At 66.9% G+C, this 21271-nt stretch carries 24 protein-coding genes; 12 read left to right on the top strand and 12 right to left on the bottom strand.

Annotated elements, in window-relative coordinates:
- Positions 1-27: 27 nt before the first annotated feature.
- Positions 28-450, bottom strand: coding sequence for a TIGR03668 family PPOX class F420-dependent oxidoreductase (locus MTAB308_RS15360; protein ID WP_077100333.1), 423 nt, complete (start codon positions 448-450; stop codon positions 28-30).
- A gap of 249 nt (positions 451-699) precedes the next feature.
- Here MTAB308_RS15360 and MTAB308_RS15355 point away from each other — a divergent pair, with 249 nt between their 5' ends.
- The 4 genes from MTAB308_RS15355 (at position 700) to MTAB308_RS15340 (ending at position 5758) form a co-directional block, all read left to right on the top strand.
- Entirely contained in the window at positions 700-1758 is a 1059-nt protein-coding gene (locus tag MTAB308_RS15355) for a S1C family serine protease (RefSeq protein WP_077100332.1), read from the top strand.
- 121 nt (positions 1759-1879) lie between these two features.
- Entirely contained in the window at positions 1880-3655 is a 1776-nt protein-coding gene (treS, locus tag MTAB308_RS15350; RefSeq protein WP_077100331.1) for a maltose alpha-D-glucosyltransferase, read from the top strand.
- Entirely contained in the window at positions 3652-5016 is a 1365-nt protein-coding gene (locus tag MTAB308_RS15345) for a maltokinase N-terminal cap-like domain-containing protein (RefSeq protein ID WP_077100330.1), read from the top strand. The genes treS and MTAB308_RS15345 overlap by 4 nt, the downstream gene beginning before the upstream one ends.
- Positions 5017-5050: 34 nt before the next feature.
- Positions 5051-5758, top strand: a complete 708-nt coding sequence (locus tag MTAB308_RS15340; RefSeq protein ID WP_077104386.1) for a YoaK family protein — start codon at positions 5051-5053, stop codon at positions 5756-5758.
- A gap of 41 nt (positions 5759-5799) precedes the next feature.
- Here MTAB308_RS15340 and ag85C read toward each other — a convergent pair whose 3' ends face one another.
- From ag85C to MTAB308_RS29320, 6 genes are all read right to left on the bottom strand, one after another.
- Complete coding sequence (gene ag85C / locus MTAB308_RS15335) at positions 5800-6840, bottom strand: diacylglycerol acyltransferase/mycolyltransferase Ag85C (protein WP_077100329.1); 1041 nt, start codon at positions 6838-6840, stop codon at positions 5800-5802.
- 183 nt (positions 6841-7023) lie between these two features.
- Positions 7024-7851 (bottom strand): ABC transporter permease, encoded by an 828-nt coding sequence (locus MTAB308_RS15330; protein ID WP_077100328.1) that lies wholly within the window; start codon positions 7849-7851, stop codon positions 7024-7026.
- Positions 7841-8662, bottom strand: a complete 822-nt coding sequence (locus MTAB308_RS15325) for an ATP-binding cassette domain-containing protein (protein ID WP_077100327.1) — start codon at positions 8660-8662, stop codon at positions 7841-7843. The genes MTAB308_RS15330 and MTAB308_RS15325 overlap by 11 nt, the downstream gene beginning before the upstream one ends.
- Positions 8659-9120, bottom strand: a complete 462-nt coding sequence (locus MTAB308_RS15320) for a MarR family winged helix-turn-helix transcriptional regulator (protein WP_077100326.1) — start codon at positions 9118-9120, stop codon at positions 8659-8661. The genes MTAB308_RS15325 and MTAB308_RS15320 overlap by 4 nt, the downstream gene beginning before the upstream one ends.
- A gap of 56 nt (positions 9121-9176) precedes the next feature.
- On the bottom strand, positions 9177-9674 hold the full coding sequence (locus MTAB308_RS15315; RefSeq protein WP_077100325.1) for a metallophosphoesterase family protein: 498 nt from the start codon (positions 9672-9674) through the stop codon (positions 9177-9179).
- Between the two features lie 14 nt (positions 9675-9688).
- Positions 9689-9865, bottom strand: a complete 177-nt coding sequence (locus MTAB308_RS29320) for a hypothetical protein (RefSeq protein WP_173842190.1) — start codon at positions 9863-9865, stop codon at positions 9689-9691.
- Positions 9866-9961: 96 nt separating this feature from the next.
- Here MTAB308_RS29320 and MTAB308_RS15310 point away from each other — a divergent pair, with 96 nt between their 5' ends.
- Positions 9962-10417, top strand: coding sequence for a MaoC family dehydratase (locus tag MTAB308_RS15310; RefSeq protein WP_077100324.1), 456 nt, complete (start codon positions 9962-9964; stop codon positions 10415-10417).
- A 101-nt stretch (positions 10418-10518) separates the two neighbouring features.
- Here the strand turns inward: MTAB308_RS15310 and MTAB308_RS15305 are convergent, their stop codons facing one another.
- Positions 10519-11814, bottom strand: a complete 1296-nt coding sequence (locus MTAB308_RS15305) for an acyl-CoA dehydrogenase family protein (RefSeq protein ID WP_216823701.1) — start codon at positions 11812-11814, stop codon at positions 10519-10521.
- 81 nt (positions 11815-11895) lie between these two features.
- Positions 11896-12594, bottom strand: coding sequence for a GAF and ANTAR domain-containing protein (locus MTAB308_RS15300; protein ID WP_077100322.1), 699 nt, complete (start codon positions 12592-12594; stop codon positions 11896-11898).
- 180 nt (positions 12595-12774) lie between these two features.
- Here MTAB308_RS15300 and MTAB308_RS15295 point away from each other — a divergent pair, with 180 nt between their 5' ends.
- The gene (locus MTAB308_RS15295) at positions 12775-13671 is read left to right on the top strand and encodes a manganese catalase family protein (RefSeq protein ID WP_077100321.1); all 897 of its coding nucleotides are present in this window, start codon (positions 12775-12777) and stop codon (positions 13669-13671) included.
- 57 nt (positions 13672-13728) lie between these two features.
- On the opposite strand, the gene MTAB308_RS15290 is transcribed toward MTAB308_RS15295, so the two are convergent.
- Together MTAB308_RS15290 and MTAB308_RS15285 are read right to left on the bottom strand one after the other, a co-directional pair.
- The gene (locus MTAB308_RS15290) at positions 13729-14313 is read right to left on the bottom strand and encodes a hemerythrin domain-containing protein (RefSeq protein WP_077100320.1); all 585 of its coding nucleotides are present in this window, start codon (positions 14311-14313) and stop codon (positions 13729-13731) included.
- An 88-nt stretch (positions 14314-14401) separates the two neighbouring features.
- A complete protein-coding gene (locus MTAB308_RS15285; RefSeq protein ID WP_077100319.1) occupies positions 14402-15496 on the bottom strand; it encodes a F420-dependent hydroxymycolic acid dehydrogenase in 1095 nt (364 codons plus the stop codon).
- A 62-nt stretch (positions 15497-15558) separates the two neighbouring features.
- Here MTAB308_RS15285 and MTAB308_RS15280 point away from each other — a divergent pair, with 62 nt between their 5' ends.
- A complete protein-coding gene (locus MTAB308_RS15280) occupies positions 15559-16152 on the top strand; it encodes a GNAT family N-acetyltransferase (RefSeq protein WP_077100318.1) in 594 nt (197 codons plus the stop codon).
- A gap of 46 nt (positions 16153-16198) precedes the next feature.
- Entirely contained in the window at positions 16199-16561 is a 363-nt protein-coding gene (locus tag MTAB308_RS15275; RefSeq protein ID WP_077100317.1) for a hypothetical protein, read from the top strand.
- Positions 16562-16610: 49 nt separating this feature from the next.
- Here the strand turns inward: MTAB308_RS15275 and MTAB308_RS15270 are convergent, their stop codons facing one another.
- Complete coding sequence (locus MTAB308_RS15270) at positions 16611-17285, bottom strand: TetR family transcriptional regulator (protein ID WP_077100316.1); 675 nt, start codon at positions 17283-17285, stop codon at positions 16611-16613.
- Positions 17286-17355: 70 nt separating this feature from the next.
- Between MTAB308_RS15270 and MTAB308_RS15265 the strand changes: the two genes are divergently transcribed.
- The 4 genes from MTAB308_RS15265 (at position 17356) to MTAB308_RS15250 (ending at position 21223) form a co-directional block, all read left to right on the top strand.
- Positions 17356-18450, top strand: a complete 1095-nt coding sequence (locus MTAB308_RS15265) for a ferredoxin reductase (protein ID WP_077100315.1) — start codon at positions 17356-17358, stop codon at positions 18448-18450.
- A 26-nt stretch (positions 18451-18476) separates the two neighbouring features.
- Positions 18477-19583, top strand: coding sequence for a fatty acid desaturase family protein (locus tag MTAB308_RS15260; protein WP_077100314.1), 1107 nt, complete (start codon positions 18477-18479; stop codon positions 19581-19583).
- A gap of 75 nt (positions 19584-19658) precedes the next feature.
- Complete coding sequence (locus MTAB308_RS15255) at positions 19659-20183, top strand: SRPBCC family protein (RefSeq protein ID WP_173842189.1); 525 nt, start codon at positions 19659-19661, stop codon at positions 20181-20183.
- On the top strand, positions 20183-21223 hold the full coding sequence (locus tag MTAB308_RS15250) for an LLM class flavin-dependent oxidoreductase (protein ID WP_077100312.1): 1041 nt from the start codon (positions 20183-20185) through the stop codon (positions 21221-21223). The genes MTAB308_RS15255 and MTAB308_RS15250 overlap by 1 nt, the downstream gene beginning before the upstream one ends.
- Positions 21224-21271: the final 48 nt, after the last annotated feature.

Genomic DNA, 21271 nt, shown 5'->3' with positions numbered 1-21271 from the left:
CAATCGGGGCTGTCGGCGGCGCCCGCGTCAGGCGTGCCAGCTGGACCAGCGGCGCACCGTGACCGCGATCACCGGGCCGTCCAACGAAACGGAGTGGTACTGAGGGTATTTGGCGCGCAGCAATCGAAATCCGATCGCCATCGGCTCGCCGGCGGAGTGGATCGCCGCGACACCGTCGGCCCGGACCCACCACAGCTGGGCCCAGTCGTCGTCGTAGTGGTCGACCAGCAGGCTGACCTGGGGATTGCGCTCGATGTTGGCCAGCCGCCGCAGCCGCCGCGTGGCCTTGGGCTTGGCGTCGACGGCGGTGTACACGACGTCGGGGTCGCCGTGCGAAGCGTCGACGGCGAATACCACCGGCACCAGGTGCGGCGTGCCCTCGGGCGTGGCCGTGGCCAGGCGGGCAATCGGGGATTGTGTGAATCTGACCTTCGGGTCGAATTCGCCCACTGCACCAGCTTAAGGGCCGGAGCGGGGCGTGACGTGTGGCCGCAGGCCGGCGCAGACCCGCGACCTCACGCGCACCCCGATCACACCGGTCCGTGGGGCTGAGCGCGGCCGCGGGGCAGCGGGCCAAACAGGGACTGACCACCGTCCCGCATAGCTACCTGCATTACGGTTATACAGATTGAGTTGTGTCGCCCAGACGCGGAGGCTGGGCGGATTCTGGTTCTGATCGCGAAGCAGGAGGTGACGGGGATGGGCAAAGGGCACCACCGCTCAGTCTGGTGTTCATGGTTGGTCAGGGTGCTGGCCGTGGTCGCACTGGGCCTGGGCCTGGCCACGGCGCCGGCATCGGCCGCACCTCCCGGGCCGTCGCACGACCGGCCGATGGCGCCGCTCGACCCGTCGGGCATCGTCGGCCAGGTCGGGCCGCAGGTCGTCGACATCAGCACCAAGTTCGGCTACAACAACGCGATCGGCGCGGGAACCGGCATCATCATCGATCCGGGCGGCGTCGTGCTCACCAACAATCACGTCATCTCGGGCGCCACGGATATCAGCGCCTTCGCCGTCGGCAACGGCCAGACCTACGCCGTCGACGTGATCGGTTACAACCGGACCGCGGACGTCGCCGTCCTGCAGCTTCGCGGTGGGGGCGGCCTGCCCAGCGCCAACATCGGTGGCGGTGTTTCGGTCGGCGATCCGGTCGTGGCGTTGGGCAACGCCGGGGGTCAGGGCGGAACGCCCAGCGCGGTGGCCGGCAAAGTCGTCGCGCTCAACCAGACCGTCTCGGCCACCGACACGCTGACCGGCGCCGAGGAGAACCTGGGCGGGTTGATCCAGGCCGATGCCGCCATCCGCCCTGGTGACTCGGGCGGGCCCATGGTCAACCAGGCCGGGCAGGTGATCGGCATGAACACCGCCGCCACCGACAGCTACAAGATGTCCGGCGGTCAGGGCTTCGCCATTCCGATCGGCACCGCGATGGGGGTAGCCGGGCAGATCCGGGCAGGTGCCGGCTCGAACGCGGTGCACATCGGCCCGACGGCCTTCCTCGGCCTGGGCGTCACGGACAACGGCGGCAACGGCGCGCGGGTCGAACGCGTGGTCGGCAGCGGTCCGGCGGCGGCGGCCGGAATCTCGGCCGGCGACGTCATCACCGGGGTCGACAACACGCCGATCACCGGGGCCACCTCGATGACGGATGTCCTGGTCCCGCACCACCCCGGCGACACCATCATCGTGCAGTGGCGCGCCAAGGCGGGCGGCGATCGCAGCGGACCGGTGACGTTGGTCGACGGGCCGCCGGCCTGATATCCGCGCGGATAATGCCCGCCTTCCATCCAGTCCGGCTGCGCCACAGCGTGATTCGTCGCCCGGCAGCGGCGGTGATTCCCGATGTGCCGCGTCGGGTACACGTGGCATCGTGGAATTGATGAACGACGCACGAGACGCTGTCGAGCGCGATCCAGCCGCGGGAAGTCATGTCGAAGGCGGCGTGGTCGAGCACCCGGACGCCGAGGACTTCGAGAACGCCGCCGCGCTGCCCGCAGACCCGACGTGGTTCAAGCACGCGGTTTTCTACGAAGTCCTGGTGCGCGCGTTCAGTGACGCCAACGCCGACGGGCAGGGCGACCTGCGCGGCCTGCTGGACCGCCTGGACTACCTGCAATGGCTCGGAATCGACTGCATTTGGCTGCCCCCGTTCTACGACTCACCGCTGCGCGACGGCGGCTACGACATCCGGGACTTCTACAAGGTGCTGCCCGAATTCGGGACCGTCGAGGACTTCGTCGCGCTGCTTGACGCGGCTCACGAGCGGGGGATCCGGGTGATCACCGACCTGGTGATGAACCACACCTCGGAGTCGCATCCCTGGTTTCAGGAGTCGCGGCGCGACCCCGACGGGCCCTATGGCGACTACTACGTGTGGAGCGACACCAGTGAGAAGTACACCGACGCCCGCATCATCTTCGTCGACACCGAAGAATCGAACTGGACCTTCGATCCGGTGCGCCGCCAGTTCTACTGGCACCGGTTCTTTTCCCACCAGCCCGACCTGAACTACGACAATCCGGCGGTTCAGGAGGCAATGATCGACGTCATCCGCTTCTGGCTCGGACTCGGCATCGACGGGTTCCGGCTGGACGCGGTGCCTTACCTGTTCGAACGCGAGGGGACCAACTGCGAGAACCTGCCCGAGACCCACGCGTTCCTCAAGCGGGTGCGCAAGGTCGTCGACGACGAGTTCCCCGGCAGGGTGTTGCTGGCCGAGGCCAATCAGTGGCCCGGCGACGTGGTCGAGTATTTCGGTGACGCCAGCACCGGTGGCGACGAATGCCACATGGCGTTCCATTTCCCGCTGATGCCGCGCATCTTCATGGCGGTTCGCCGGGAGTCGCGGTTCCCGATCTCGGAGATCATGGCGCAGACGCCACCGATCCCCGACATGGCTCAGTGGGGGATCTTCCTGCGCAACCACGACGAGTTGACGCTGGAGATGGTCAGCGACGAAGAGCGCGACTACATGTACGCCGAGTACGCCAAGGATCCTCGGATGAAGGCGAACGTCGGCATCCGCCGCCGCCTGGCGCCCCTGCTGGACAACGACCGCAACCAGATCGAGCTGTTCACCGCGCTGCTGCTGTCGCTGCCGGGCTCGCCGGTCCTCTACTACGGCGACGAGATCGGCATGGGCGACGTGATCTGGCTCGGCGACCGCGACGGGGTGCGCACGCCGATGCAGTGGACGCCTGACCGCAACGCCGGGTTTTCCACCGCCAACCCGGGCCGGCTGTACCTGCCACCCAGCCAGGACCCGGTCTACGGCTACCAGGCCGTCAACGTGGAGGCCCAGCGCGACACCTCGACGTCCCTGCTCAACTTCACCCGGATGATGCTGTCGGTGCGGGGGCGCCACAAAGCCTTTGCGATCGGAAACTTCGAGGAGCTGGGCGGGTCGAACCCGTCCGTGCTGGCGTTCGTGCGTCAGGCCGGTGACAACGGCGACGTCGTGCTGTGCGTGAACAACCTGTCGCGGTTCCCCCAGCCGATCGAGCTGAACCTGCAGAACTGGAGCGGCTGCACGCCGATGGAGCTGACCGGCCACGTCGAGTTTCCCCGCGTCGGTCACCTGCCCTACCTGCTGACGCTGCCGGGACACGGGTTCTACTGGTTCCAGTTGTCCCCCGCTTGTGAGGAGAACGCATGACTGTCCCTTCTGGGGGCCCCGCCAGGCTGCCCTGGTCCGAATGGCTGCCACAACAGCGTTGGTACGCCGGCCGCAACCGGGAGCTATCGAGTGCTGAGGCCGGCGTCGTCGTCCCACTGCGCGATGACCTCGACCTGGTGCTGGTTGACGTGGACTATGCCGATGGCTCGGCGGAGCGCTATCAGGTGATCGTCGGGTGGGATTCCGCGCCGGTCTCGGAGTACAGCACCGTGGCGACCATCGGCGCCGCGGACGATCGGACCGGCTTCGACGCCCTGTACGACGTCGACGCCCCGCGGTTCCTGCTCTCGCTGCTCGACTCCGATGCCGCCCGCGATGCGTCCGGCATCGAGGTGTCGTTCGCCAAGGAACCTGGCGTCGAGCTGCCGCTGGACGCGATGCCGCACGTTTCCGACGCGGAACAGAGCAACACCAGCGTGATCTTCGATCGGCGCGCCATCTTCAAGCTGTTCCGCCGCGTCAGCAGCGGCATCAACCCCGACATCGAGCTGAACCGGGTGCTCGCGCGCGCGGGCAACCCGCACGTGGCCCGGTTGCTCGGCACCTACGAGATGGCACCGCGGGGCGGCGGGCCGGACGATGACGCCTGGCCCCTGGGCATGGTGACCGAGTTTGCGTCGAATGCCGCCGAAGGCTGGGCGATGGCCAGCGCCAGCGTCCGGGACCTGTTCGCGGAGGGCGACCTGTACGCCCACGAAGTCGGCGGCGACTTCGCCGCCGAGTCCAACCGGCTGGGCGAAGCCGTGGCGTCCGTGCACACCACACTCGCCGAGTCCCTGGGGACGGCCGAGACCACGTTCCCGGTGGACACCGTGCTGGCACGGCTGGCGTCGACCGTCGCCAAGGTTCCGGAACTCGAGGAGTACGCGGCAACGATCGAAGAGCGATTCGGCAAGCTCGCCGGCGAGACGGTCACCGTGCAGCGCGTGCACGGCGACCTGCACCTGGGGCAGGTGCTGCGGACCCCGGAGAGCTGGCTCCTGATCGACTTCGAAGGGGAGCCCGGGCAGCCGCTCGACGAGCGAAGGGCGCCGGACTCGCCGTTGCGCGATGTCGCCGGTGTCTTGCGCTCCTTCGAGTACGCCGCGTACGGCCCTCTGCTCGATCAGGGTGGCGACAAGCAACTCGCCGCCCGAGCGCGGGAATGGATCGAGCGCAACTGCGCGGCGTTCTGCGACGGCTACGCGGCCGTGTCGGGGATCGACCCGCGGGACTCGGCGCAGCTTTTGGCCGCCTACGAGCTCGACAAGGCGGTTTACGAGGCCGGCTACGAGGCGAGGCACCGGCCCGGCTGGCTACCCATCCCACTGCGCTCCATCGCGCGGCTGACCGCCGCCTAGGCGCGGGCGGGCCATGTCTGACAACATGTCCCGCGTGGGGAGTCGGATCTTCAACAGCGAGTCGAGGTTGTCGTGGGTGCTGGCCGGGCTGGCCGGCGTGCTGGGAGCGACGGCGTTCACCCATTCCGCCGGATACTTCGTCACGTTCATGACGGGAAATGCCCAGCGGGCCGCGTTGGGCTATTTCCGCGGCGACGTGCTGCTGTCGATGACCGCGGCCCTGTTGCTGGTGTGCTTCGTCGCGGGCGTGGTGATCGCATCGGTGTGTCGGCGCCATTTCTGGGTGGCGCATCCGCACGGCCCGACCGTTCTCACGACCTTCAGCCTGCTGGCCGCGACAGTCGTGGACGTCCTCGATGAGGGGTGGGAAGAAAATCTCCTCGACTTTGCACCGATTATGTTGGTGGCGTTCGCGATTGGAGCCTTGAATACCTCATTCGTCAAGGATGGCGAGGTGTCGGTGCCATTGAGCTACGTGACCGGCACCCTGGTCAAGATGGGCCAGGGCATCGAACGCCACATCGCCGGGGGAACGGTGGCGGACTGGCTCGGCTACTTCCTGCTGTTCACCAGCTTCGTCCTGGGCGCCACCGTCGGTGGCTGCATCAGCCTGGTCGTCAACGGCACCTGGATGCTGGTGGTCGCCACGGCGGTGTCCGCGCTGACGACGGGCTTCACGTACTTCCACCAGGACCGGCGGGCGCTGTTGAATGACCGGACGGAGAAAAAGCATCGGCAGTAGCGCTGACCGGTGCGCTACTGCCGATGCTGGCTTGGAGGGTGTCAGGCCGCCGGTTGAGCTGGTTGCGCCGGTTGTGCCGGCTGGGCGGCGGCGTTGGTGGCGTTGAGCACCTGGATGATGTCGGGCTTCATGGCGACCAGCTGCTGGTTCCAGTAGGGCCACGAGTGGGTCCCATTGGCCGGGAAGTTGAACGTCCCGTTGCGACCGCCCGCGGCCACGTAGTTGTTCTGGAACTGCTGGTTGGTGCGCAGCGTCATGCCCTCCAGGAACTTCGCCGGCATGTTGTCGCCCCCGAGATCGCTGGGCGTGCCGTTACCGCAGTACACCCAGATCCGAGTGTTGTTGGCGACCAGTCGCGGAATCTGGACCATCGGGTCATTGCGCTTCCACGCGGGGTCGGAGGACGGGCCCCACATGCTGTTGGCGTTGTACCCACCCGCGTCATTCATCGCCAGGCCGATCAGGGTCGGCCACCAGCCCTCGGACGGGTTGAGGAACCCCGAAAGCGAAGCGGCGTAAGGGAATTGCTGCGGGTAGTACGACGCCAGGATCAGCGAGGAGCCGCCCGACATCGACAGGCCCACCACGGCGTTGCCGAACGGCGACAACTGTTTGTTGGCCTGCAGCCACGCGGGCATCTCCTGGGTCAGGAACGTCTCCCACTTGTAGGTGTAGTTCTGGCCGTTGCCGGAGGATGGCTGGTACCAGTTGCTGTAGAAGCTCGACTGGCCACCGACCGGCATGATGACCGACAGGCCGGACTGGTAGAACTCCTCGAAGGCCGGGGTGTTGATGTCCCAGCCGTTGTAATCGTCTTGCGCCCGCAGGCCGTCGAGCAGGTAGACCGAGTGCGGTCCGCCCCCCTGGAATTGGACCTTGATGTTGCGGCCCATCGACGGCGACGGCACCTGCAAATATTCCACCGGCAGACCGGGCTTCGAGAACGCCCCCGCGGTGGCCGAGCCGCCGCCGGCGGCGATCAGGCCGGACAACAGGGCAGCCCCAACAGCCGCGATAGCCAGCCGGCGCGGCGCACTCGCTGCTGCGCCACGCAACTTCCGCACCTCTTCGAAGAACGACATAGCTCTCTACCCATCCCAACTTTCATCTGCCGCTTGATGCGGGCGATTCTGTTCGCCAGCGCAGTGAAACACAGGGGAAGGGCGTAATTCGTGTGTCGCGGCCGCGAGACTAGATCGCGGTTACCTAACGATTGGGCCTCGGCCGGGAATCGTCACGTTCAGGTCACGATCGGCGCTCGGGAACTAGGCGACCAGGCGTCGCAAAAGCGTTGACGCCGTGGCGATTCCGACCACCGCGGCCACCACCAGCACCACGACGTCGACCGGGTTGAAGGGGGTGCCGATCAACAGGGCCCGTAGCGCGTCCACCTCGTAGCTGAGCGGGTTGACCTTGCTCAGTGCGTGCAGCCAGGAGGGCATCACGTCGACGGGGTACAGCGCGTTGGACGCGAAGAACAACGGCATGGTGATGGCTTGCCCGATGCCCATCAGGCGATCGCGACTGAGGACCAGGCCGGCCAGGGTCATCGACAGGCAGGCGAAGAACCCGGCACCGAGCATGACCACGGCCATCGCCGCCAGGATCCGCAGCGGGTTGACGGTCAGGCCGACGTTCATCAGGTAGGCCAGCGCCATCACGCCGACGACCTGGGCGACCGATCGCACCCCGGCCGCGAACGCCTTCCCGGTGATCAGCGCGGATGCCGGCGCCGGCGTCACCATGAGCTTGGCGAGCACCCCGGCGTCGCGATCCCAAATGATCTGTATCCCATAGAAGATCGAGATGAACAACGCCGACTGGGCGATGATCCCCGGTGCCAGGAAGGCGAGATAGGACACCGGCCCCGTGTGGATGACGTGCAGCTTGCTGAAGGTCGTACCGAAGATCAGCAGCCACAGCGCGGGCTGCACCATCCTGGTGACGAGTTCGGTCCGATCGTGTTGCAGCTTCTGCAGTTCGACGATGGCGAACGCGCCGACGCGCGCCAGGGTTGCCTGGACGCGTTGCCATCCGCGCGGGGCGCGAACCAGGGTGGCCGCGGGGGCCTTGCGGGCGCTGTCAACTGGCACGGCTGGCAACCTTTCTACTGGAACGGATTTCACGGAAAGACGCGGCAGCTTCCGACTCCTCGGAGAGGTCGGACGCCGCGTAGTGGCGGAAGACGTCCTCGAGCGTGGCGCCCGGTGACACCCGCGATTTCAGCTCGGCGGGCGTGCCCACCGCGCGCAACCGGCCTCGGTGCATCAATGCGACCCGATCGCACAGCGCGTCGGCCTCTTCCATGTAATGGGTGGTGAGCAGCACGGTCATGCCGAACTGGGCCTGCATGCTCTGCACCTGCCGCCAGACCCCGTCGCGGGCGATCGGGTCCAGTCCGACGGTCGGTTCGTCGAGCACCAGCAGCGACGGGCGGTTCACCAGCGCCTGGGCCACCTCGAGGCGGCGCACCATGCCGCCGGAATAGGCTCCAGCGCGCCGGTCGGCCACGTCGAGAAGCTCCATGGCATCCAGCGCCTGCGCCACCCGCTCGGCCCGGCACGCGCGCGGCACACCGTACAGCCGGGCGAACCATTGCACGTTCTGCCGCCCGGTCAACGACGGTTCGATCGAAAGTTGTTGCGGGACATAACCGATATTGCTGCGGATGTCCACGGTCTGATCGCGGGCGTCCATGCCAAAAATGCGTAGTTCGCCCTGCTGCACCGGCGTCAGGGTGGTGAGCATGCGGACCAGCGTCGTCTTTCCCGCGCCGTTGGGCCCCAGCAGGCCCATGGTCTCGCCCGGCCGGACCTGCAGGGTCACCTCGTCGACCGCGGTGAACTGGCCGTAGCGGTAGGTCAGGTTTTGGCAGTCGATCGCCATCGGCAGTCGTTCGCTCATGATCGCCGCTCCCGTAGTCGTCGTGTCATCGTGTCAAGGACCTCCAATCCCTTTGTCAGGGAGTCGATTTGGTCGTCATCTAGTTCACCGAGCACGTCGGAAAGCAACGCCCGCCGCGCGGCCCGAGACGCGTCGACGAGTTGCTGGGTTGGCTCGGCGAGCCGCAGCTGGCCGACGCGGCGATCCGTCTCGCCGACGGTCCGGATCAGCAAGCCGTTGCCGACCAGCTTGGAAACCAGGGTCGACGCGGTGTTGGGCACCAGGCCGAGCTCCGCGGCGGCGACGCTGACCGAGATCCCCGGTCGCCGGCCTACGAGCCACAGCAGCTCCGCCTGCGCCTCGCTGAGGCGGGCGGAATCCAGTCCGCGGCCGGCCGACCGGCGAAGTTGCCGGCGAAACCTGCCGACGACGCCGAAAACCTCGGCGACCAGATCGGTGCCCATTGTCACTGCAGCCATATACCTCTGTTTACGAGCTAAATATGTGCGCAGCCTGTGTAGGGGCTAGCTCCCAGCTACTTGTCGAGGAAATGCAGGACGACGTCCGCCAGCTGGCCGTTGACCACCTGGGCGGTCATGTAGCTGCAATGCGGTTGCCGGCGACGGTCCGTGGGCGACCCCGGATTGAGCAGGCGCAGACCCGTTTCGGTCGTCGTGTCCCATGGGATGTGGCTGTGGCCGAACACCAGCACGTCGCTGTCCGGGTAGCGCCGCGACATCCGCGCGTCCCGCCCGGCCGCCACCCCGGTCTCGTGGACCACGGTGAGGCGCAGTCCGTCCAGGGTGGCGTCGGCCCTTTCCGGCAGCCGCGCCCGCAATGCCGGCCCGTCGTTGTTTCCCCAGCACGCGATCAGCCGCGCGGCCCTGGATTCCAGGTCGTCGAGCAATTCGGGCGATACCCAGTCACCGGCGTGCACGACGGCGTCGGCGGCGGCAACCTCGTCCCACACCCGCGCGGGCAGGTCGCGGGCGCGCAGGGGAACGTGGGTGTCGGCGATCAGCAGCAGCCTCACACGGCCATCTTGCGCTACCGCTGGCCGTCTTGACTGCGGGCTTCAGCACCCGTCTCGCCGGCATCGATGGCGTCGTCGGGACCACTAGCTCCGACGTACGAGCCGTCGCCGCCCGCGGCGGCGCGCGATCGAGCCTGGTGCGCTTCGGGTTCTACGTCTTCCTCGGCTCTGTGGCCCTTGTTTTCCGGCATGGGATTTAGGTTTCCCGCGCGGCGGCGCCCGAAACGGCCAGGATCCGGCTCCGATAGGGTGCATTGCGGGCATCGTCAGCACCCCGAGGAGGACCAATGCGCACCTTCGATTCAGTGGCCGACCTCGCCGCCGCCACGGGCGAACAGATCGGGCAGAGCGACTGGGTCACCATCACCCAGGAGGACGTCAACCTGTTCGCCGACGCGACCGGCGATCACCAATGGATCCACGTTGACCCGGAACGGGCGGCCGCCGGCCCGTTCGGCACCACCATCGCCCACGGTTTCATGACGCTGGCACTGCTGCCGCGGTTGCAGCACGAGATGTACACCGTCAACGGCATCAAATTGGCAATCAATTACGGCCTGAACAAGGTTCGCTTTCCCGCGCCGGTGCCGGTGGGCTCGCGGGTGCGCGCGCAAAGCTCGCTGGTCAAGGTCGACGATCTCGGCGACGGCGCCGTACAGGCGACGGTGTCGACCACCGTCGAGATCGAGGGTGCCGCCAAGCCGGCGTGTGTGGCCGAAAGCATCGTCCGCTACATCTCCTGATCGAGATCGTCGGCGACCGCGAAACATAAACTGTTGCGATGGTTTACGGCGTGTCGTCGCACAGGGTTATGTGTCGCGAATGCAGGGCGCGGACGCGGAGATTAAAACTCGGCGATCGAGTGTTCGAGACGCTCGGCCAGGCGGGCCTGGGCCTCGGCGCGCCGTGCCGGTATGTGCTGAGACGGGAAAGGCGTTGCCACGGGCTGGTATTCGCGCAACGTGCGGCGCGCCACCGTCATCTTGTGCAGCTCGGTGGCTCCGTCCGCGATGCCCAGCGACTCGGCGGCGACCATCATCTTGACGAAGGGCATCTCGTCGGAGACGCCGAGCGCGCCGTGCAGGTGCATGGCCCGCTGCACGACGTCGTGCAGCACCTGGGGCATCGCGACCTTCACCGCGGCGATGTCACGGCGCACCTTCTGGTAGTCGTGGTGCTTGTCGATGAGCCACGCGGTGCGCAACACCAGCAGCCGGAACTGCTCGATCTGGATCCAGCTGTCGGCGACCTTCTCCTGGGTCATCTGGAAATCGGACAGCCGACCATGTCTGGTCTTGCGCGACACCGCACGCTCACACATCATGTCAAAGGCGCTGCGCGCCAACGCGATTGTGCGCATCGCGTGGTGGATCCGGCCACCCCCAAGCCGGGTCTGCGCGATCATGAACGCCTGACCCTCGCCACCCAGCACGTGGTCGGCGGGCACGCGGACATCGGTGTAGCGGACGTAGCCGTGGCTGGCACGCTTCGAGGACTCGGCGCCCACACCCACGTTGCGCACGATCTCGATGCCCGGCGTCTCGGCCGGAACGATGAACAGAGACATCTTGTCGTAGGTGCGCGACTCGGGGTTGGTGACGGCCATGACGATGAAAAACGACGCGTGCTTGGCGTTGGTGGAAAACCACTTCTCGCCGTTGATCACCCAGTAGTCGCCGTCGCGGGTCGCGGCGGTGACGAACTGTCCGGGGTCCGAACCACCTTGCGGTTCGGTCATCGAGTAGCAGGAGGTGATTTCGCCGTCAAGCAGCGGTTGCAGGTAGCGCTCCTTTTGCTCGTCGGTGCCGAACAGCGCGAGGATCTCGGCGTTGCCGGAGTCCGGGGCCTGGCAGCCGAAGACCGACGGCGCCCAGCGGGAGCGCCCGAGGATCTCGTTGAGCAGCGCGAGCTTGACCTGACCGAAGCCCTGGCCGCCGAGGTCGGGCCGCAGGTGCGCGGCCCACAACCCTTGGTCCTTCACCTGCTGCTGCAGCGGCCGCAGGATGGCCATCATCTCGGCGTTCTTCTTGTCATATGGATCGAGCGCGACGAGATCGAGCGGTTCGAGTTCGTCCGTCATGAATTTTTCGACCCAGTCCAGCTTCGCCTGGTATTCCGGGTCCGTTTCGAAGTCCCACACCGTGGCCCACCGTTCCCCGGCGCAGCGCCGCGCCGGACTCGTTGATAAGGCCATCTCATCCTAGATGGCGGCGGCAGCGGGTCAGTCGTCGCCGCGGGTCTCGATGACGCGCTGGGCGATCTCGGCGAGCTTGGTCTGACTCTCCTGGGAAAGCGCCCGCAACATCTCGAAAGCGCGCACGTCGTCCACGCCGTAGCGTTCCATGATGATGCCCTTGGCCTGACCGATGCGGTCGCGTGTGGTCAGCGCCGCTTGCATTTGCTCACCGTGGCGCCCGGCCAAGATCGCGGCGGCGGCGTGCGCGGCGAACACCGATCCGATCGTCTCGGCGTCGGCGTCCCACGCACCGACTTTGAAGCTGAACAGGTTGAGCGCGCCGGCGGTGCGGTCCGCGGTGTACAGCTTGAACGACAGGCTACTGAGAACGCCGTGTTCAACGGCCGCGGGCGCATATCGGGGCCAGCGAGGCTCATCGCGCATGTCGTCCGACCGCACAATGGTCTGTTTGAGTGCGGCGTCAGCACAGGGCCCTTCGCCGAAATCGTGCTGCAGCTTGTCGAGCTGCGCGGCCAAGCTGTCCGTATCCGCAACGGATTCGAACTCCCCGCCCTGTTTTACGAGCAGCACTCCCGCGACGTCAGCCCCCGGTATCAGCTGCACCGCCGCCGCAGTGACGTCGGAGAGAACGTCGTCGACGCTGCGGGGCGCGGCGATGTGGCGCGCGAGTTCGGCCATGCGGACGGCCAGCTCGTGCCTGGATTCAGGGTCTGAAGACACCATGTGTACGGATTGTCCACGATCTCGCGCCGCGCGTCACTCCGCGGCGGCCCTGGCCGCGGCGTGATCGCCGGGCGCTCCCCGGATTGGCCGACCGACAGTTTGGCCCCAAAAGCCCCGGGTATCCGCCGTTAACGGGACATCTCAGAACTTTCATGAACTCAGAACTTTTAGGCAGGCAATATGTTTGTGCACAACAAAGATCTCCAGTTCGAGGTCCGCGTGGACCGACCCGATCCACGGTTCGCGTCGCTGCTGATGGAGCAATTCGGCGGTGCCAATGGGGAGCTCACCGCGGCGCTGCAGTACTTCACGCAGGCTTTCGTTTTGCGGCAGAAGAACCCGAAGATGTACGACCTGTTCATGGACATCGCGACCGAGGAGCTCAGCCACCTCGAAATGGTCGGATCGATGATCACGATGCTGCTCGACGGTCTCAACGACAACCTGAAGATCGCCAATGAGCAGTGTGACTGGATGCCGGCGGTGGCCAGCACGGATGGTCGGGACTCGATCATCCACCAGGTCGCGATCAACCCGCTGTTTCTGGTGCTCAGCGGCGGCGGCCCGGACGTCAAGGACTCCGCGGGAAACAACTGGACCGGCGCGTTCATCGACGCCAACGGCGACCCTTCGGTGGACCTCCGCAACAACGTGGCCGCGGAGTCCCGGGCGAAAGTCGTCTACGAGTACCTCAAACAGTTCACCGACGATCCCGGCGTGCAGGACACCCTGAGCTTTCTGATGACGCGCGAGGTGGCGCATTATCAGCAGTTCACCGCCGCGCTCAACGAGCTTCCCGTGAACTTCCCGCCCGGCCAGCTGCCGGGTGATCCGCGCTTCCAGAACACGGCATTCAACATGTCCAACGGTGGTGGCGAGTCCATTCGCGGCCCGTGGAACGAAGGCCAGGGGCCGTGGCCCAAGGGGATGGAATGGGAATACGTGGAAAAGCCCGAACAGCAATGGCTGGGCGGAACGAAGCGCCAGAACAAGGGCGCAGAACAGAACCCGCACGGCTCACCGGCCGTCGAGGCCGAAAAGCCATTCACTCACGAACAGCACACGCCCACAGGATAACTGGGAGTAGACGAACGTCGGGCGTCGATCGAATCGACGCCCGACGTTCGTGACTGCTCACTTGATCTGCGGGTCCGGCGGGTTGTCCGCCGCTCGACCGGTGACCGCGTCGCGCACGTGGTCCACGACCGCGGCGCCCATGCCGACGGTCTTGAGCACGGCCGGATTGGGCGGGGTGTTGGGATGCGGACGGGTGGGTGCCACTTTCTTTGCGGTTTCCAGTTTTTCGCCGATCTTCTCGAGTTCGTCGCGGCTCAACACGGCTTCGACCTGAGGCCATACGACGTCTTGTTCGTAGGCGATGTGTTCGCGACCGGCTTTGATGAACTCCCGCAGGGCCTCGTGGTAATCCGGGTCGCCCGGCGTGCCGTCCTCCAGCCGCTGTAGCAGCTTCTTGCCGGCCTGCTCCTGCTCAATCGCCTTGTCCGCGAGGGCGTCTCCGTTCTCGATCGCGCGCCGCACCGCGGGCCAGAAGAACTGTTCTTCGATCGCTTCGTGCTGTGACTCGGCGATGATGAGGTTGTTGACCATCGTCTCCAGGCCGCTGCTTGCGGCGCCCTCGTTCGACGGCGCACCGTCGAGCGACTCGAACAAACCGAGCACGCTCTTGTGGTCGTGGCGAAGAAAAGTGATTGCGTCCATGCCTTGCCTTCCATGAGATTGATCCGCGAATACCCGGGTGAGATGCGTTGAAACGCAAGAAACGGCAGGCGAAAAGCCTCGACGACCTTTAGTGCAGTTTGGGCAAGACGTTGGTGCGGTAGAAGTCGATGGCGGTGATGGGATCGTCTTGCGGGAAGTGCAGAAACGGTACGGCTCCGGCGTCGAGAACCTTCTGTACGGCATCGATGTGGGGCGCGGGATCGGTCCCGACCGCCCAGTTGTCCAAGACCTTGCCGATCGGATTCGACTCCGCGGCGCGTTGGATCTCCACGGGATTGGGTTGATCGACGGCTCCGGCGGTGAAGCGCCACAGGGTGGCGGCGCGGGTGGCCTGGATGTTGTCGCCGACGACGGCGAACAACTCGGCGCGCTTGACCAGGTTGGCGGGATCGCGCCCGACGGCCTGGGCGCCGGCGCCGAAAGCGGCCAACAACTTCGCATTGGTGACGTCGCGAGCCTGGGTGATCCAGCCGTCGCCGTATTGGCCTGCCAGCTTTGCGCTCTTGGGGCCGCTGGCAGCCACGAAGATTGGCGGCGGATTGGCCGGGACGTCGTAAAGCTTCAACGAATTGGTCTGAAAGTAGCGGCCCGCGAAAGAGATTCGCGAACCGCTCCACAGTTGCCGGATCATTTCGATCGCCTCGATCAGCCGGTCGTGGCGCTCGCGGTAGTTGCCGTAGGTGTTGGTGGTGGCCTGTTCGTTGAGTCGCTCGCCGGTGCCCAACCCCAAAAACACCCTGCCCGGGCTGAGGAGGGCCAGGGACGCGAACGCCTGGGCCACGGTGGCGGGGTGGTAGCGGTAGGTCGGGCAGGTCACCCCGGTGCCGAACGTGAGGCGGCTGGTGGCGTTGCCGACCAGGGCCAGCGTCAGCCACGGGAACATCGAGTGCCCCTCGTCGTCCTGCCACGGCTGGATGTGGTCGCTGGCCCACACGTACTGGAAGCCGCCTTGCTCGGCGGCCTGTGCCTGCGCGATTAGTTGGTCGGTGCGGAATTGCTCATGGGAGAGCACGACTCCCACGCCCTTGGCTGCCGCCGGTGCGCCGGTGGGCCTGCCGTGCCCGGATCCCGGTGTGGCGCAGCCTTCGGGGAATCCGACGCTGCCCAGCACGCCCGCGCCCGCGGCCACTCGCCCGAACGCTCGCCGCGAGATCCCGGTCACCGGATCGGCATACCCGTCCCGGCGCGCATCACACCCACTAGCCTGACGTCGCGACCCCGGAAGTGCGCCCCGCGCGCAAAGCCGACATTCGCGATCTGTCGCGCACCTTGGCGCGGGCCTTCTACGACGATCCGGTCATCATGTGGATCCTTCCCGACGAGCGCGGGCGCTCCGCGCAAGCGCGCCGGTTATTCGCGGCGATCACCCGCCACCATCATCTGGCCGGTGGCGGCGTCGAGGTGGCCTGCGACGGCCCGGGTATCGGCGCGGCGGGGCTGTGGGACCCACCCGATCGCTGGCGGCATTCGCGTCGCGAGGAGTTCGCGATGATGCCGAGCTTCATCAGGGTGTTCGGGTCGCGTTCGGCGAAGGCGCGCGAAGTCCAGGAACTCATGAAGGGCATCCACCCCGAAGAACCCCACTGGTATCTGGCCGTCATCGGCAGCGACCCTGCGGTCCGCGGCCAGGGCTTCGGCCAGGCCCTGATGCGGTCGCGGCTGGACCGCTGCGACGCCGAGTACTGCCCGGCCTATCTCGAGTCGAGCAAACCCGAGAACGTCCCGTACTACGAACGTTTCGGCTTCACCGTCACCCAGGAGACCCGGTTGCCCCACGGCGGCCCACCGCTCTGGACGATGTGGCGCACGCCGCAGTGAGCGGTACGCCGCGTTTAATCACGGGGCCCCGGGGCAACCGTGGAGTATGGCTAGCAACACAGGAGACTTGGTCGACCCCGCCGACTTTCCCGAGGAGGGCGGCCCGGGCGACACCCTGAGCGCGAGCGAAGGCACCGACTCCGACGAGCTGCGCAACGACGACGGCGACATCGTCGTCGACCCACCCGAGGACTGGAGCGAAGCGAATCGCTTCGGGATGACCGCCCGCGAGGAGCGCGAAGGCGAATCCCTCGACGATCGACTTGCCGAGGAAGAACCGGACGTTTCGGCCGACGCGACCTTGGGGGCCGGCGCGAGCGACGACGGTGGTCCCGGGCGCGCCCACCGCGGCCAGATCGACGGCACCCCCGAAGACGGCGACTCGTTGTACGAGGTCGTCGACGAGTAGGCCGCAAGTTAGTGTTCGGTTGTTCACTGCCCTGACGGGGTGGCCGTGCTCATGGACTGCTCCGCCAGCCGGCGATCCCGATGGTGATCATCCGCAGCTGCTTGACCGCCGCCCGCCGGATGTCTTCCAGGGCCTCCGTAGTCTGCGCGTCCTCGATCGCCTCGGCGATGACGATCATCGAATTGACGAACAGGGTCGCCAGTATGTTCAGGTCCTCGGTGCTCCACGCATTCAGGCCGGTGAAGCGGGCGAGGTCGGTGGCCAGCTCGGAGGTGATCAGGCGCAGCTCGGTGCGGATCGCGTAGCGCAGGACGGTCACCCCGCCCGAGCGTTCCCGGTAGATGAACCGCCAGTGCTCGCGGCGTTCGGTGATGCTGGCGACGACGATCTCGACCGACGATTCGATCACCCGGTTGGGGTCCAGTTTGCCGGCGCGCGCCCCCCGCAGGGTGTCCCGCAGGGTGCGAAATGATTCGTCGATCAGGACCAGCCCAAGCGCCTCCATCGACTCGAAGTGCCGGTAGAAGCCCGCCGGAACAATCCCGACCTCCCGGGTCACCTCGCGCAGGCTCAGGCTGGAAAAGCTGCGATCCTGCAGCAGCTTCAACGCAGCGGCGATGATCGCGCGACGGGTGACCTCCTTGCGCTCCTCGCGTGACAGGTTCTCGCGTGAGCGCTCGCGGCCCGACCGATGCGACCGTGAGCTAGGAGCACGGCTGTTCACTATGTGAACCCTACCACAAACAGGCACAAAACCCTTGACTACCAGGGCGGTCTGGTCGCACGGTGTACATATGTTCACTCAAACAGCGACTCGGAATCTCGCGCAAACATTGCGGAAGCGAGTGCTGGGTTCGGACCTGCTGGACCTGCTCACCGGTCCGCACGGCGTGGACCGGTACACCGAGCTGGTGGCGCCGACCTGGACGCTGGGCGAGGCCCGCGCCAAGGTCATCGACGTGCGCCGCACCACGCCGCGCAGCGTCACGCTCACGCTCGCCCCCAATGAGACCTTCACGTCCAAGTACACCGTCCAAGCCGGCCAGTACGTCAACCTCACCGTCGACATCGACGGTCGCCGGCACAGCCGCTGCTACTCGCCGGCCAATGCCGAAGGCGGCGCCACCCTCGAGCTGACGATCGGCCACCACGACGGTGGGCTGGTCTCGAGCTACCTGTACGAGCGGGCCCACCGCGGCATGGTGGTCGGCCTGGCCGGCGTCGGCGGCGACTTCGTATTGCCCGCGGTACGGCCGCGCCGGATCCTGCTCGTCTCCGGCGGAAGCGGCATCACGCCGGTCATGGCGATGCTGCGCACGCTGATCGCCGAGCGCCACCGGGGCGAGGTCGCCTTCGTGCACTACGCCCGCACGCCCGCCGAGGCGTGCTACCGCGACGAGCTGGCCGCCCACCACGATCGGTCCGGCATCCGCGTCCTGCACGGTTACACCCGCTCCGGCGCTGGCGACCTCGTCGGCCGCTTCGGGCCGGAGCACCTGGCCGCCGCCCTGCCCAACCCGGACGCGGTATTCGTCTGCGGGCCGCCGGCTTTGGTCGAGGCGGTGCGGAAACACTGCGGCAACGTCTACACCGAAAGCTTCGTGCCGCCGGTGCTCGACGCACCGGCCGACCCGACGGGCGGGCGAATCACGTTCGCCGACAGCGGGATCGACGTCGTCGACGACGGCCGGTCGCTGCTGGAGCAGGCCGAGTCGGCCGGGCTGACGCCGCAGAGTGGGTGCCGGATGGGCATCTGCCACACGTGCACGCGGCTCAAGACCGCCGGAACCGTGCGCAACTTGGTCACCGGCGCGGTGTCGACCCAACCCGACGAGGATGTGCAGATCTGCGTGTCCGTCCCGGTCGGCGACGTCGACCTATCCCTCTAACTCTCACCAAGGAGAGGAGAAATGCCATGTCAGACAACAAAATTACCCTGATCCCCGAGCAGGCCGAGGCGTTCGGCCGCGAGCTCGACGCCATCAAGGAACGCGTGATGGCGGACCTGGGCGAAGAGGACGCCGACTACATCCGCCGCGTCATCAAAGCGCAGCGCGCGCTGGAAGTCGGCGGCCGGGCACTGCTATTCCTGCCGCCGGCGTGGCCGCTGGGCACCGCGATGCTGGGCGTGTCCAAGATCCTGGACAATATGGAGATCGGCCACAACATCATGCATGGGCAGTACGACTGGATGCGCGACCCGGCGATCTCCGGCCGCTCCTTCGAGTGGGACACGGCCTGCCCCGCCGATCAGTGGCGGCATTCGCACAACTACATGCACCACACGCACACCAACATCGTGGGGATGGACCGCGACATCGGCTACGGCATCCTGCGCATGAGCGAGGACCAGCGCTGGACGCCATACTTCATCGGCAACCCGGTGTACGCCTTCCTGCTCATGGTGCTGTTCCAGTACGGCGTCGCGCTGCACGAGCTGGAGACCGAGCGCATCCGCTCCGGGGAGATCCGGCTGCGCGACAAGCGCGAGGTGCTGCGCGAGATCTGGCAGAAGACCCGCCGGCAGACGCTCAAGGACTATGTCGCCTTCCCGCTGCTTGCCGGGCCGTTCGCCCCGTTCGTCTTTGCCGGCAACATGTCGGCCAACCTGATGCGCAACGTGTGGTCGTACATGATCATCTTCTGCGGCCACTTCCCGGACGGCACCCAGGAGTTCACCGTCGAGGAGACCCAGGACGAGTCCCGCGGCATGTGGTACTTCCGCCAGGTCCTGGGGTCGGCAAACCTGACCGGGGGCAAGCTTTTTCACCTGTTGTCCGGAAACCTCTCGCACCAGATCGAGCACCACCTGTTCCCCGACATGCCGGCGCGCCGGTACGCCGACATCGCGCCGGAAGTGCAGGAGATCTGCCAGCGATACGGCATCCCCTACAACCGCGGCCCGCTGATGAGGCAGTTCGGCACCGTCGTCCGCAAGATCGTCAAGCTGACCTTCCCGGACTCGTGGACGCGGAAGCCCAGCCCCGACCAGCCCGCCGATCGGGTCGCCGTCGCCGCCTGAGCCTGAGGCTGCGCCGAGGCCAGCGCCCCCCGATATCCGTCGGGGGGCATTGCCTCGCGCCGGGCGAGGGGGACAATGAGGTCCGTGGAATGGACCGGCGCGCGCTACGCGGACACCCCGACGGTGGAGGCCTCGACGTGGATCGACGCCGACCCGGAGCGGGTGTGGGACCTGATTTCCGACATCGAGCTGATGCCCACGTTCAGCAACGAGTTGAAGGCCGTGGAATGGGCCGATGGATCGGACCGGCCTCGCGTCGGCGCCCGCTTCCTCGGACACAACGAGCACGAGGCGTTCGGCCAGTGGACCACCACCTCGCAGATTGTCGCCTGCGATCACCCGCGCGAATTCGCTTGGGCGGTAGGCGAAATCAAAAACCCTTCGGCGACCTGGCGGTTTAGGCTGGCGCCGCGTGACGGCGGGACCAGCCTGAGCTTTTGGATGCAGATGGGCCCGGGCCGGTCGGGGTTGTCGTCGGCCATCGAATCGATGCCCGACAAAGAGGAAAAGATCGTCTTCGTGCGGATGCGGGAGTTCGAGGCCGCGATCGGCAAGACGCTGGCCGCCATCAAGAGGCTGGCCGAACGCGGAGTGCGTTGATGCGGACCGCGACGACGGTTGAGTTATCCAGCGCCGCAACCGAAGTCGTCACCTTCGCCGTCGAGGCGGAAAAGCTGGGTCTGGACGTGTGTTGGGTGGCCGAGGCGTGGGGTGCGGACGCGCCGTCGGCCCTAGGCTACCTCGCGGCGCGAACCGACCGGATGTTGCTCGGCTCCGGCATCCTGCAGGTCGGCACCCGCTCGCCCGTGCTGGTAGCGCAGACCGCGATCACACTGGCCAACCTGTCGAACGGGCGGTTCCTGCTGGGGCTGGGGGCGTCGGGCCCGCAGGTGATCGAGGGCCTGCACGGCGTCGCGTTCGAGCGGCCGCTGGCGCGTATCGCCGAAACCGTCGACGTCGTGCGGCAGGCGTTCGGCGGAGGCAAGATCTCCTACTCCGGCAAGGAATTCCAGATCCCGCGGCCCGGCGGTGAAGCGGTGCCGATGCGGTTGTCGACCCGGCCCGAGCACGCGGTCCCGATCTACCTGGCGGCGCTGTCACCCGCGATGCTGCGGCTGACCGGGCGGATCGCCGATGGGTGGCTGGGCACCAGCTTCGTGCCGGAGGGCGCCGGGGACGCCTACTTTGCCCACCTGGACGAGGGCTTGGCCGCCGCCGGCCGCGGCCGCGCCGACATCGACATCTGCCAGGGCGCCGAGGTCGCCTTCGCCGCGGACGAGGACGAGCTGCGCGGGATGATCGCGGGCCGCAAGAAGGAGCTCGCCTTCAGCCTGGGCGGCATGGGGTCGTCGAGCACCAACTACTACAACCAGGCCTACAGCCGGCAGGGCTGGGCCGAGATCGCCGCAGAGGTACGCGATCGCTGGCAGCGCGGCGACCGAGACGGCGCGGCGGGGTTGGTGACCGACGAAATGGTGCTGGCCACCACGCTCATCGGTACGGAGGAGATGGTCCGCGCGCGGCTTGCGGTGTGGCGAGACGCCGGCGTGAACACCGTGCGGCTGTATCCCGCCGGGGACACGCTAGAAGCCAAACTGCGCACGCTCGGCCGCGCCATCGAGTTGGTCGGCGAAGTCTGAGCGCTGAGCGTGGGGCTTAGGCACGAATTCGCCCGCCGCTTTCCGTAC

This window comes from Mycobacterium terramassiliense (assembly GCF_900157385.1).
Lineage (GTDB): Bacteria > Actinomycetota > Actinomycetes > Mycobacteriales > Mycobacteriaceae > Mycobacterium > Mycobacterium terramassiliense.
This window is presented reverse-complemented; position numbering and strand designations above follow the sequence as displayed.

Coding starts and splice junctions, on each gene's coding strand:
- MTAB308_RS15300 (WP_077100322.1), bottom strand. CDS start 12,594: ATGGTGTCTTCAGACCCTGAATCCAGGCACGAGCTGGCCGTCCGCATG.
- MTAB308_RS15260 (WP_077100314.1), top strand. CDS start 18,477: ATGTCAGACAACAAAATTACCCTGATCCCCGAGCAGGCCGAGGCGTTC.
- MTAB308_RS15295 (WP_077100321.1), top strand. CDS start 12,775: ATGTTTGTGCACAACAAAGATCTCCAGTTCGAGGTCCGCGTGGACCGA.
- ag85C (WP_077100329.1), bottom strand. CDS start 6,840: ATGTCGTTCTTCGAAGAGGTGCGGAAGTTGCGTGGCGCAGCAGCGAGT.
- treS (WP_077100331.1), top strand. CDS start 1,880: ATGAACGACGCACGAGACGCTGTCGAGCGCGATCCAGCCGCGGGAAGT.
- MTAB308_RS15250 (WP_077100312.1), top strand. CDS start 20,183: ATGCGGACCGCGACGACGGTTGAGTTATCCAGCGCCGCAACCGAAGTC.
- MTAB308_RS15255 (WP_173842189.1), top strand. CDS start 19,659: ATGAGGTCCGTGGAATGGACCGGCGCGCGCTACGCGGACACCCCGACG.
- MTAB308_RS15265 (WP_077100315.1), top strand. CDS start 17,356: ATGTTCACTCAAACAGCGACTCGGAATCTCGCGCAAACATTGCGGAAG.
- MTAB308_RS15325 (WP_077100327.1), bottom strand. CDS start 8,662: ATGAGCGAACGACTGCCGATGGCGATCGACTGCCAAAACCTGACCTAC.
- MTAB308_RS29320 (WP_173842190.1), bottom strand. CDS start 9,865: ATGCCGGAAAACAAGGGCCACAGAGCCGAGGAAGACGTAGAACCCGAA.
- MTAB308_RS15355 (WP_077100332.1), top strand. CDS start 700: ATGGGCAAAGGGCACCACCGCTCAGTCTGGTGTTCATGGTTGGTCAGG.
- MTAB308_RS15290 (WP_077100320.1), bottom strand. CDS start 14,313: ATGGACGCAATCACTTTTCTTCGCCACGACCACAAGAGCGTGCTCGGT.
- MTAB308_RS15310 (WP_077100324.1), top strand. CDS start 9,962: ATGCGCACCTTCGATTCAGTGGCCGACCTCGCCGCCGCCACGGGCGAA.
- MTAB308_RS15320 (WP_077100326.1), bottom strand. CDS start 9,120: ATGGCTGCAGTGACAATGGGCACCGATCTGGTCGCCGAGGTTTTCGGC.
- MTAB308_RS15275 (WP_077100317.1), top strand. CDS start 16,199: ATGGCTAGCAACACAGGAGACTTGGTCGACCCCGCCGACTTTCCCGAG.
- MTAB308_RS15345 (WP_077100330.1), top strand. CDS start 3,652: ATGACTGTCCCTTCTGGGGGCCCCGCCAGGCTGCCCTGGTCCGAATGG.